Annotated in this window: 4 protein-coding genes and 2 pseudogenes; 4 read left to right on the top strand and 2 right to left on the bottom strand. The window is 33.4% G+C overall.

Features of this window, described 5'->3' with window-relative positions:
* Nucleotides 1-59: 59 nt before the first annotated feature.
* Nucleotides 60-3,035 (top strand): insulinase family protein, encoded by a 2,976-nt coding sequence (locus tag PC_RS06140; RefSeq protein WP_011175820.1) that lies wholly within the window; start codon nucleotides 60-62, stop codon nucleotides 3,033-3,035.
* Between the two features lie 881 nt (nucleotides 3,036-3,916).
* Entirely contained in the window at nucleotides 3,917-5,884 is a 1,968-nt protein-coding gene (locus tag PC_RS09965) for a leucine-rich repeat domain-containing protein (protein ID WP_052278668.1), read from the top strand.
* A gap of 307 nt (nucleotides 5,885-6,191) precedes the next feature.
* Here the strand turns inward: PC_RS09965 and PC_RS06150 are convergent, their stop codons facing one another.
* The gene (locus tag PC_RS06150; RefSeq protein ID WP_011175822.1) at nucleotides 6,192-7,436 is read right to left on the bottom strand and encodes a coiled-coil domain-containing protein; all 1,245 of its coding nucleotides are present in this window, start codon (nucleotides 7,434-7,436) and stop codon (nucleotides 6,192-6,194) included.
* A 793-nt stretch (nucleotides 7,437-8,229) separates the two neighbouring features.
* Between PC_RS06150 and PC_RS11280 the strand changes: the two are divergent.
* Nucleotides 8,230-8,934, top strand: a pseudogene (locus PC_RS11280) (IS1 family transposase).
* Between the two features lie 369 nt (nucleotides 8,935-9,303).
* On the top strand, nucleotides 9,304-11,430 hold the full coding sequence (locus PC_RS06160) for a leucine-rich repeat domain-containing protein (RefSeq protein ID WP_044045065.1): 2,127 nt from the start codon (nucleotides 9,304-9,306) through the stop codon (nucleotides 11,428-11,430).
* Between the two features lie 186 nt (nucleotides 11,431-11,616).
* Here PC_RS06160 and PC_RS11285 read toward each other — a convergent pair.
* Nucleotides 11,617-12,299 (bottom strand): annotated as a pseudogene (locus PC_RS11285) (IS982 family transposase); the annotation flags it as partial.
* Between the last annotated feature and the right edge of the window lie 192 nt (nucleotides 12,300-12,491).

Here is a 12,491-nt window from a genome sequence, read left to right on the forward strand (position 1 = left end):
TTATCTAAAATTTTTATAAGTGAATTCTTTTGTTTTTTAAATTGTAAGGTTATTTATTCATGATCTCTAAACACTCTCGACTTAACGCTGTAGGTCAAATTTATCAGCAATTTGAACTGGTTAAAGCTGTAGAAATTCCAGAACTTCAATGTTTTCTTAGAGAGCTTGTGCACCAACCCACAGGTGCAATGATTATGCATATTGAAAATGAAGATCCAGAAAACTTATTTTGCTTATCCTTTAAAACATTACCGGAAGATTCAAGCGGAGTTGCTCACATCTTAGAACATACTGTTTTATGTGGATCCGAAAAATTTCCCGTTAAAGATCCTTTTTTTGCCATGAATCGAAGAAGTTTAAATACCTTCATGAACGCTTTAACAGGGGCCGATTTTACCTGTTACCCAGCCGCCTCTCAAGTTCATAAAGATTTTTATAACTTATTGGAAGTGTATTTAGATGCCGTCTTTCATCCTCATTTAAATGAATTAAGCTTTTTGCAAGAAGGACATCGGCTTGAATTTGCAATTCCTAATGATCCCTCTTCTCCTTTAGAACATAAAGGGATTGTTTTTAATGAAATGAAAGGAGCTCTTTCTTCTTCAAGTGCCAGATTAATTGAAGCAATTAATGCTAACCTTTTTCCAGATATTACTTATGGCGCCAATTCTGGAGGGGATCCTGAGGCCATCACGAAATTAACCTACGCACAACTCAAAGAATTTTACCAAAAGTTTTATCATCCAAGCCGTTGCCTGTTCTTTTTTTATGGAAATATGCCATTAGAAGAACATTTAGATTTTATTGCCAAACATACACTTAATCAAACCACACGAGCTACTCCTCTTCCTCCTATTCCCCTGCAACCCCGATTTCTCCAACCAAAATCTGTGAAACTTTCTTATCCCATTGCTTCTGAAGAAGAAACGACAAATAAAACTATGTTGGCCTTTGCTTGGTTGACTTGTCATATTTTGGAACAAGAAGAAACACTTGCTTTAAATATCCTTGAACTCATTTTAATGGATAATGACGCCTCCCTCCTTAAAAAAGTCTTGTTGCAATCTGGATGGTGTAAGCAAGCCAACTCGTTTATTGATGTAGAAGTGAATGAAATCCCTTGGGGAATTATCCTCAAAGGCTGTCAAGAAGACAAAGCAGAAGATCTTCAAAAACTCATTAAAAACACGTTGCAAGAAATCATTAAAAATGGGATCCCTATCCAGATGATTGAAAATGCCATTCATCAACTTGAGTTTTATCGTAGCGAAATTACTGGAGATCATGCCCCTTTTGGCTTGTCTTTATTTATGCGTTCTGGACTTTTAAAACAGCATGGCGTTGATCCTGAACAAGGATTAAGAATTCACTCTCTTTTTGATCAGGTACGCAAACGTACTTTGTCTGATCCTTTCTATTTTACAAAGCTCATTCAGAAACATCTAATTGATAATCCCCATTTCGTTCAGATTGTTATGACACCTGACCAAACATTAGAAATGAGAGAAAATGAAAAAGAAAAAAAACATCTGGAAATAATTAAAAACTCACTGTCGGAAAAACTCACTCAGGAGTTAATTCATAAAGCTGAATTGCTTGCCTCTTTTCAAAAAATGCAAGAAGAAGAAAGCTTGGATATTTTACCAAAAGTTTGCATTCAAGACATCCCCTTAGCGGCGAGGAACTATTCTTTAAAAGAAGAAAAGATAGGGGCACTAACAGTTTTTCATCACGCTGTCTTTACAAATGATATTGTCTATGCGGACCTCGTCTATGATTTACCAGCCTTATTAGAAAAAGATCTTCCTTATTTGCGCCTTCTAACTGTTGTTTTAACACAAATTGGCTGTGGAAAAAGAAGCTATGCAGAAAACTTGGAATACATCCAAGGAAATACAGGAGGAATTGCAGCAGGAATTAGCCTAAATTTACAAGCAGAAGATGAGGCTTGTTTTTCCCCAACATTTCATTTACGTGGAAAAGCTTTATATCGAAAATCCTCTAAGCTCTTCCCACTTATGCATGAAACAGTGGCATCGGCTAAAATCGATAGCTTAGAGAGATTAAAAGAAATTCTTTTCAAGCATTTCACTGCGATGGAAAGTCGTTTAAGTCAAAGTGGTTTAAAATATGCCATTAATTTAGCTGCGAGTGGTTTAAACATCGCTTCTAAAGTTGCCAATGATTTGTATGGACTCAACTATTATGTAAAAATTCGAGAACTCGTTAAAGACTTTGACAAACAAGGCCCTTATATTTTAGCTAAACTTCAAGATCTCCAAGAAAAAGTGACTTGTTTGGATAACCCTCATTTAGTGTTAAGTTGTGATTCTACCTTTTATGATGAATTGAAAGGTCATGGATTTTATGGGTTAAAAGATATTGATACGCGTCCATTTCATCCTTGGTACAGTCATTTTCCCTTATTAGACGTTCCCTCTCAAGGAAAAATCATTGCCTCTCCTGTTGCATTTATTGGCCAAGTATTTCCAACTGTCTCTTACGTCCACCCAGATGCTCCCGCTCTCACTATTGCGGCATTTTTATTTGATAATTTAACCCTTCACACAAAAATTCGGGAACAAGGAGGAGCGTACGGAGGCGGGGCTGTTAGTAATCCTCTTTCAGGGAATTTTTATTTTTACTCCTACCGAGATCCGAATATTTTTACGACCCTTAAAGCTTTTGAACAAGCTGTGGAAGTTGTTTTAAAAGGAGAGTTTGATGAAGCAGATTTAGAAGAAGCTAAATTTGAGATGATACAAACTTTGGATACTCCAATTTCTCCAGGCAGTCAAGCAGAACTGGCTTATGGCTGGTTAAGAGAAGGTAAAAAATTAGCTATTCGTCAAGCATTCCGTACTAAACTATTAAATTTGACCAAAGAAAGTGTGATTGAAGCTGTTCAAAGGATTATTGCTCCGCAAATGGATAAAGGCTCAACAGTCGTCTTTGCCGGCAAAGAATTGCTAGAAAGGCAGAATGAAGAATTAAAAAAAGCCGGGCTTTCACCACTAGTTATTGAAGGAATTTAAATTTTAAATCATCGATGCTAACAATCAGCATCGATGAAAACACTTCTAGAGACCTTTAACTATTTCTAGAGGTAAATTTTAAATTGTTAAATATTGACCAACAAGGTCCATACCTCTTTGCTCACGCACACTTATACTTAAAAAGAGTTTTTCTAATTTTCTAAAAATTTTCAAGTTTGTTTAGCCCTTTTAAAATCATTTCAACCACCATAAAACTCACAATTACTATTTCTATTCACCTAATATCCACAGCATGGCAGTGAACTAGATCTTTTTTATCAGCACATTCCAGTCTAACTATTTTGCTTTGCACAAGTATTTCTTTTAACTCTTTTAATTGTTTAATTCACATTAAACTTAATCATCCTTGATCATGTTGTAATCTGGAAATAATAAAATGGCTTTGGTTTTGTCAAGAATATTAAGTGGGCAAACACACCTGTTACCTTGCGACAAAATTGGCATGAATACATGAATTAAAAAGACTGGGATGGAACTTAATATCCATGAATAAGCTTGCCTCTTAACGAGCCAGTAAAATCGATGAAATCGGTGTTTAGAAAGTTTTGCGTAGAAAAATAAAAAAATTGAATTTTCAAGGGCTTTTCCTCAAAAATTACCGTTTGGTTTTTGCTTCTAAAACTTAAAAAAATGCTTCTAATTTAGTTTTATCTCTCACTAGGATTTTTAAAAGGTTAAAGATCTTGTATTTAAACTCTATCGTCCACTAGTTATTTTTTAAGGATTTTTGATTGATAATTTATCTTTCTTAATTTTATTACATATTTTGTTTCATTAACATTGAAATAATAGTTATTTATATATTAGAATTTATAACACATATAAATATTTAAAATAATTTAATTAGTTTGGGGTTAATTTTGAATATTCATAATCCGGTATTTAATTCTAGTAATCTCCTTGTTAGCACAGACACTTATTCTTACTACCAATCGAACAATCATTTAAAATTTTCTGAACGAATTCATTTATTGTGCAAAACAATTTTTCAGTCCTTTCTCAACTTATTCTTTAATTATCTCCAAAAAGAGCAGCTTCAGTCTCAATGGAGAGAAAGTTTTTGGGGGCAAAAAGAAATTATCGTTTCTAATTTTACCACAACTCATTCAGAATCTGGGATGTCTTTATCAAATCCAAGCCAAATTTCATGCTTTGCCTCACCTCCCCCTATATTGAGCTTCCAGGATAATACTTACCTAAAAATTTCAAGTTCCCAAAAAACTTTGTTAATGGAAAAATCACCCTATTTTAAAATTCTTTGGTCGGGAAATTTTCGGGAAACCCTCCAAGATCCCCTCGCTTTGAAGCAAAAAGAGTTTACTCATCTACTCAATTGTTTGATAAATGCTAATTTTAAAGTTCCTTTGCAAAAGATCCCTTCTTTGATTCAACTAGCAGATTACTATCAACTGACAAAAATTGTAAAAAATTTAGAAAAACAGTTGATTGCTGAGTGTAAATTAAAGAAATATGAGCTGTTTAACTCTAGAGAAGACAGTCTATTAGAGTTAAAAAAACTTTTAAATTTTGCGAACCAATATCAATTAAACACTTTAAAAAATTATTTAGAACTCACAGTTGTAAGTTCATTATTAAATCAGACATCTCATTTAACGGGATTTGAAAAAATTTTAAATCACTTTCCAAATGAAATAGAAGAACTCAATTTTTCAAAGAATGCTTCTTTGACTGATGCCCATCTCTTAGCGTTAAAAAATTGTAAAAATTTAAAAGTGCTTCATCTCCAAGAGTGCCGCAATCTCACGGATGCAGGATTAGCATATTTGACACCCTTAACGACTTTACAGCATTTAAATCTGGCTGGATGCAAATTTGCTAATGCAGGATTAGCGCATTTGACACCTTTGGTGGCTTTACAACATTTGAATCTGAGCCATTGTAGAAATCTTACGGATGCTGGATTACCGCATTTGACACTCTTAACGGCTTTGACCTATTTGAATCTGAGCCATTGTAGAAATATCACAGATGCTGGATTAGCGCATTTGACACCTCTAACGGCTTTGACCTATTTGAATCTGAGTTCGTGTAATAATCTCACTGACGCTGGATTAGCGCATTTGACACCCTTAACGGCTTTGACCTATTTGAATCTGAGTTCGTGTAATAATCTCACTGACGCTGGATTGGCGCATTTGACACCTTTAGTGACTTTAACGCATTTGAACCTGAGTTGGTGCTATAATTTCACAGATGCAGGATTAGCGCATTTAACTCCCTTAGTGGCTTTGCAGCATTTGGATCTGGGCCATTGTAGAAATATCACGGATGCTGGATTGGCGCATTTGACACCTTTAGTAGCTTTAACGCATTTGAACCTAAGTTGGTGCTATAATTTTACAGATGCTGGATTGGCGCATTTAGCTCCCTTAGTGGCTTTGCAGCATTTAGATCTGAACGGATGCTGGCAACTCACCGATGCTGGATTAGCACATTTGGCACCTTTAGTGGCTTTAACGCATTTAGATCTGAGTTCCTGCAATCATCTCACTGACGCTGGATTGCCGCATTTAACGCCTTTAGTCGCTTTGCAGCACTTAGATTTGAGCTATTGTAGAAATCTTACTGACGCTGGATTAGCGCATTTGGCACCTTTAGTGGCTTTAACACATTTGAACCTGAGTTCGTGTAATCATTTTACTGATGCCGGATTAACACATTTGACACCCTTATTGGCTTTGCAGGATTTGAATTTGAACTATTGCGAAAATTTCACTGACGCTGGATTGGCGCATTTTAAATCCTTAGCAACTTTCCCAAATTTGAATCTAATTTGTTACCAAAATTGCATCAATCTAGAGGATTAGTGCATTTGATGTACTTAATAATATAATATATTTGCATCTGAGTTGGTGCAAAAACTTTCAATAACGCTGAATATAAAAATTTGTTAGTTCCTTAAATTTAATAAAATTACAGATAAAAATCTTTATCAGAGGATATTTATTTTTGCGTAAAAAATTGCTTTGTACAATAAATAAATTCGTTCGGAAAAACAAAAATATTTATAAAAAACCTTAAAATATAAAAGGATAACTGCCAACAAAAGCACTTACTAACATCATGCAATAGTTAACATTTTACTTTTTTCATCCTATGGTTTAGTCAAAAAAACTATTTAATTAACTTAGATAACAAACTAATTAGCAAGGGCAAATAATGAATCGAGGTTCCTTCTAAAGAAAACATAACTCCTTCTCTTAACATTTTTGGCCATGTAAAAAATCCAGGTTTGCTCAATAGATTTGATAAATTACTTTCTAAATTACGCTGCTCGTCGTCATTAAACCCAAACGCTGCCGTACAATCTTTAACCCAATTTTGAAGTTTACTTAAATCATTTAAATTTATTAAGCTAAGACGCGTAATAAGCTCTTTTACTTCTTCTTTGGATTGAATTTTGTTGCTCAATTTTTGTAATTCTTCTTGAGATATAAGTCTATTGTCAGTCTCCCCTAGTTTATTTTCAAGCTCTTGATAATTTATTCTTTGTCTTGATACTGTTTGCTGAGATTGAGTTAGCTCATGTTGAGTTTGGTTTAACTTTCTTGTTGTTTGGGCATGCTCTGCTTTTACTTGAGCAAGGCTCTGGCTTGTTTGTATATATCCTGCTCGTTCTTTAAGCAAGTTCTGCCCTATTTGCGTATGTTTTGCTTGCCCTTCAGCCAACTTCTGTTTTGCTTGATCGCGACCTTTTCTAATTAAAATGCTTTTTTGAGTAAGTTTTTCGCATTTAAGCTTTTCATTAATAATTAACCTTATTTTTTCAGAAATTTTCAAATTATTACTTCTTTTCGACTCAAAATAAAGACCTTGTGCTTCATTTAAATCTTGCTTCAGTCTATTTACTTTTTCTTGATGTGCTTTCTCTTGGTTTTCAAGTTCATACTTTTCCTTGAGTAAATCTCCTAATATCGTATTTAAGCTATCTCTTTCATTGACAAATTTGGCATTTTCATTGACAAGCCTTGCACTTGTCTTAGAAAGCTCTTGTTTTTCTTTTTCATATTTTTCGAGTGTTCTTTGAATACCTGCTATTTGCCTAACTTTTCCATTTAACGTTTCTTGAACTTTTTGAAATTCTTTTTGAAGCAAACTTATTTGTTGCTCATGGTTAAGCATTGTCTTTTTAAATTTACCATTATCCTGATTAAGAGCCGTGATTTTTTGAGTGAGGTCACTATTATCTTTCTGAAAACTACGTTCTTTGTCAGTAACTAGTAAAACTTGGCTGGAAACTGTTTCGATTTTATTTATGAATTCTCTATTTTTTGTTTCTGTTTTTTTTAGAGCTTCAAATAAAATCCTTATTTCTTCTATTTCTCCTGTTGAAAAAGTACCCACGGATTTGGTTTCCATAATATCACCTCTTGAAATTGTTTGAATTTAACTTAAAAAAAGGTTAATTATTTATAAATATCCTTTTATATTTATTTTAAAAGGTATTGATATAATCCATGTAAAAACTTTTTAAACTTTTTAATCAACTATTTTCTTTATTTATATTAAAAAAATATTGATATAAATTATATAAAATATTTTTAATCTTTTTAGTGAACCATTTCCCTTTTTTAAATTTTTCACTTATCCATTTTCATAAATTCAATTAATTTATTTTACAAACTTGAATTTAAGGAATTTATTTTTATATTTTTGAAACAAAATAAGTCTAAATCAATAGAAATTTTTTTTATATCGATAAAATTTAAATGATGGTTATATTATTGATTGGTATAAGAGGTTTTTTATTTAACAAATAAAAAGTGAAATATCAAGTATCGATCGATCAACTAGTTTATTCAATCATTAGAGAATTAAGGAAAGCACACAAACAATTGCTAAAACAAGAAAGAAATGTTCAAGTAATACCCGAAAAGCCCAATAATAGACTTCAAAGATACAAATTATAAGATGGAACTAAGCTTATGGCTAAGGTTTGGCATTTCAAGTCAAACATAACGCTCGATAGTCGATTAGAATCGAAACATATTTTTTAAAGAATTTTTCTTAACTACTTAATTTAGGAAAGTATTTATTTAAGGGTAGTGCTAAATAGGTAAAGCTATTTCAATAAACTGATCTAATTTGATAGATTAATTATTCTAATTCAAGCGGAGAAGAGCAATAAGATGGACACACTGGCGGCTCAGATTTGATAAAGAAGAATGGTTATACAAGACATGAAAAGCAAAATTTTCGCTGTTTAGAGTGTGGCAAACAATGGAGCGAAAACAAGAAAGCTAAAATCATTAACGAACAAGCATAAGGAACTTGTCAGAAAAGCTCTTCTAAAAAGGGTGTCTCTTAATGGAATTTGTAGAATTTTTGATGTAAGTATGCCATGGCTGCTAGATTTTATTAATCTCCTCATCAATGATTTGCCTGAGGATTTAAATACACAAGTCACTTGTTGTGAGAAAGATGAGTTGGAAGTAGCTAGACTTGAAGTAGATGAGCGATGGAGTTTTGTAGGAAATAAGAAAAATGATCAGTGGTTATGGCTCATCTTGCATAAAAAAAGTCGCCAAGTGCTTGCTATGCAAGTAGGTCCTCGAGATAAAAAAACCGCTGAGCTTCTTTTTACGAAACTACCCGAATCATTAAAAAAAAGCCCTCTATTTCACTGATAAATTTAATGTCTATTATGAAACCATTCCTTGGAGTCAACATCAACCAGTTAGCAAGCAATCTGGTCAGACAAGCTACATTGAAAGATTTAATTGTACTCTTAAGACAAAGATGTGCAAGACTTGTAAGGAAAACACTTTCATTTTCTAAAAAGTTAACTAATCACATTGGGTTAATAAAATACTTTATTTGTGATTACAATAGACAATTGAGAGCCTTACCTATTTAGCACTACCTATTTAAGAATTTTAAAATATAACAATCTACCCCTTCAAATTTTGGAAAAGTTGAAAAATTTGGCGCGCATGAATGACTCTTTTTGCAAAGAAACGGGAACTCTGATCCTTGATCTATTACGAAAACATTTTCTCTACAATTAATCTAAAATAGGCTTGGGTAATTTTTCCTGTTAAAGTTTAAAGATTTTTTTAAACTTTATCAGATTCTAATTATTTTTGAGAATTTTTAATTGATAAAGTTATTTTTTATTTAAAAATATATTTCATTTCATTACTATTGCAGTGATATTTATTTGTATATTTTTTTATTCAAAAATCTATATAATTTAGAAATTATTTAACTAATTTGGAGGGTAATTTTGAATATTCATCATTCAAGAGTTAATCCAAGAGTTAATCCTAGTGATTTCGTTGTCAATACAGACACTCATTCTTACTATCAATCGAACTATCGTTTAAAATTTTCTGAACGAATTCATTTATTGTGCAAAACAATTTTTCAGTCCTTTCTCAACTTATTCTTTAATTATCTCGAAAAAGAGCAGCTTCAGTCTCAATGGAGAGAGATTTCTTGGGGACGAAAAGAAATTACGATTCCCAAATTTATTGCAAGTCGCCTCGCATCAATTGATAAATTTGAGGATGAAAACGAGCTTTTATTAAATTCTTTAGCTAACCCAGAAGGATTAAATGCTTTAAAGAACACTTCCCCCAAAAAAATAAAATCATCCATAACTCCACAATCTTCGGATCTTTTCTCTTCATCCCAGGAATTTAAACTGAGATTTCAGGATGAAACTTCGCTAAACATCTCGTATTCTCAACTAGCTTTGTTAAGGGAAGAATCGCCCTATTTTAAAAGTCTTTGGTCGGGAAATTTTCGAGAAACCCTTCAAAATCCTCTTGCTTTAACGCAAACAGAGTTTACTCATCTGCTCGATTGCCTGGAATATTCTATTTCTTTTGTTCCTTTGGAAGATATCCTTTCTTTCATTCAACTAGCCGATTATTATCAACTGTCAGAAGCTGGGAAAAAATTAGAAAAACAGCTGATCGATGCGTATAAATCCCAAAAATTGGAACCGTTTAACTCTACCACAGATAGTTTAGTGGAATTAAAAGCACTTTTAAATTTTGCGCAGCAATACCAACTAAATACTTTAAAAAATTATTTAGAACTTATAGTTGTGAGTTCTTTATTAAACCAAGCTTCTCATGTAACCGAATTTGAAAAAATTTTAAAGCACTTCTCAAATGAAATAGAAAGACTCAATTTTTCAAAGAACATCTTTTTGACTGATGCCCATCTGTTAGCGTTAAAAAATTGTAAAAATTTAAAAGCACTACATCTCCAGGAATGCGACAAACTTACCGACGCAGGATTAGCCCATTTAGCATCCTTGATGGCTTTGCAGCATTTAAATCTGAACGGATGCTGGGAACTCACCGACGCAGGATTAGCCCATTTAGCATCCTTGATGGCTTTGCAGCATTTAAATCTGGCTAAGTGCCATAAAATCACCGACGCAGGATTAGCCCATTTGACATCTTTGGTGGCTTTACAGCATTTAGATCTGAGCTGTTGTAGAAATCTTACTGACGCTGGATTAACGCATTTGAGACCTTTAGTGGCTTTAACGCATTTAAATCTGGCTAAGTGCCATAAAATCACCGACGCAGGATTAGCCCATTTGACATCTTTGGTGGCTTTACAGCATTTAGACCTAAGCTATTGCGAAAAACTTACTGACGCTGGATTAGCCCATTTGACACCTTTAGTGGCTTTACAGCATTTAGATCTGAGTTACAGCCACCATTTTACGAATGCAGGATTAGCCCATTTGACATCTTTGGTGGCTTTACAGCATTTGAATTTGAATAGCTGCTATAAATTCACTGATGCTGGATTAGCCCATTTGACATCTTTGGTGGCTTTGCAGCATTTAGACCTAAGCTGTTGCAGAAATCTTACTGACGCTGGATTAGCCCATTTGGCACCTTTAGTGGCTTTACAGCATTTAGATCTGAGTTACAGCCACCATTTTACGAATGCAGGATTAGCCCATTTGACATCTTTGGTGGCTTTGCAGCATTTAGACCTAAGCTGTTGCAGAAATCTTACTGACGCTGGATTAGCCCATTTGACATCTTTGGTAGCTTTACAGCACTTAGATCTAAGTTCGTGCAAAAAACTCACGGATGCTGGATTAGAGCATTTGACACCTTTAGTGGCTTTACAGCATTTGGATCTGAGTTCGTGCAAAAAACTCACGGATGCTGGATTAGCGCATTTGGCACCTTTAGTGGCTTTACAGCATTTGGATCTGAGTTCGTGCAAAAAACTCACGGATGCTGGATTAGCCCATTTGGCACCTTTAGTGGCTTTGCAGCATTTAAATTTGAATTGGTGCGATAAGCTTACCGACGCTGGAGTGGCGCATTTTAAATCCTCAGTAGCTCCCCTCCATTTAAAAATTATTTATTAAAGCAACTCTTAATGACGTTAAATACAAAAATATTATAGGTTTTTTTAAATTAAATTTTCATAGTTCTCACAAAATAATTAAAAAAAGAAAGTTCAATAACTTTAGTTAGTGTTTTAAGTTTCTCCCGATTTGTTCGAACGTTTTTTAAATTCGTTCAGAAAATTTTAATAACCTGAACTTTGGGTTTCAAGCAGCAATAGCTACACAAAATTTCTCTTCTCTAAAATTTAAAGACGGCTTTTTCCGTTGATGGCTATATGCAGCAAGCCCACCTAGCATATTTACCAAAAAATTGCCTATATTACGATGTCGAGTATGTTCAATTTGAGAAATATTTTTAAGTTGATCGTTGACTGTCTCTATAAGAGATCTCTTTCGTAATAAAATTTTATCATTAAAGGTCATTAATTTTTGTTTCATGTTTGCTCGTACACTCGTAAACAATTCTAAGCCCTGTTCTAGAAGGCTTTCTGTTAATTTTCCAGAAATATAACCTTTGTCTCCAAATAACTTTCCAAACAGACCCTTGGAAAGGGTTTCAGCCATCGATACATCAGATATATTACCTGGTGTAAGTTGAAAAGCTAAAATTTCCCCGCTGTCATTAATCATTATGTGTCATTTGAAACCGTAAAACCATCCTGAAGTGTTCTTCTCTCTTTTTGCTAGCCCTGCAAATACCTTATTTCGCGAAATTCTTTTATGATGACATACTGCTATTGATGTAGAATCAATAAAAGCTATTCCCGTCACTTTACCTTTTCTGTGCATGAGGTAAGCAAATAAAGGAACAAACATATTTTTCTTTAAATAAACGAATCGATCATAGCTTATTAATTTTGAAATTCATTTCTTAAATAAAAATTAAGAAGCTATAATATGATAGCAATTTCAATAAATGGGTTTAATACGAATATAATTGGGAAGTTTATCGACCAACTAGTTAATTTAGTTGATCTATAAAAATAGTGAGTATTTGCTAAACGTATTGAATTTTTAGTGTTCTATTGCGGCTAGCGATAGCAGCTGTTAGGCTCTGCTTTTTTTCGTCGATAATGTCT

This window comes from Candidatus Protochlamydia amoebophila UWE25, from assembly GCF_000011565.2.
Lineage (GTDB): Bacteria > Chlamydiota > Chlamydiia > Chlamydiales > Parachlamydiaceae > Protochlamydia > Protochlamydia amoebophila.

Bases quoted from the DNA above. Each gene is read 5' to 3' on its own strand.
- PC_RS06140 (WP_011175820.1), top strand. From the start codon at position 60: ATGATCTCTAAACACTCTCGACTTAACGCTGTAGGTCAAATTTATCAG.
- PC_RS06150 (WP_011175822.1), bottom strand. From the start codon at position 7,436: ATGGAAACCAAATCCGTGGGTACTTTTTCAACAGGAGAAATAGAAGAA.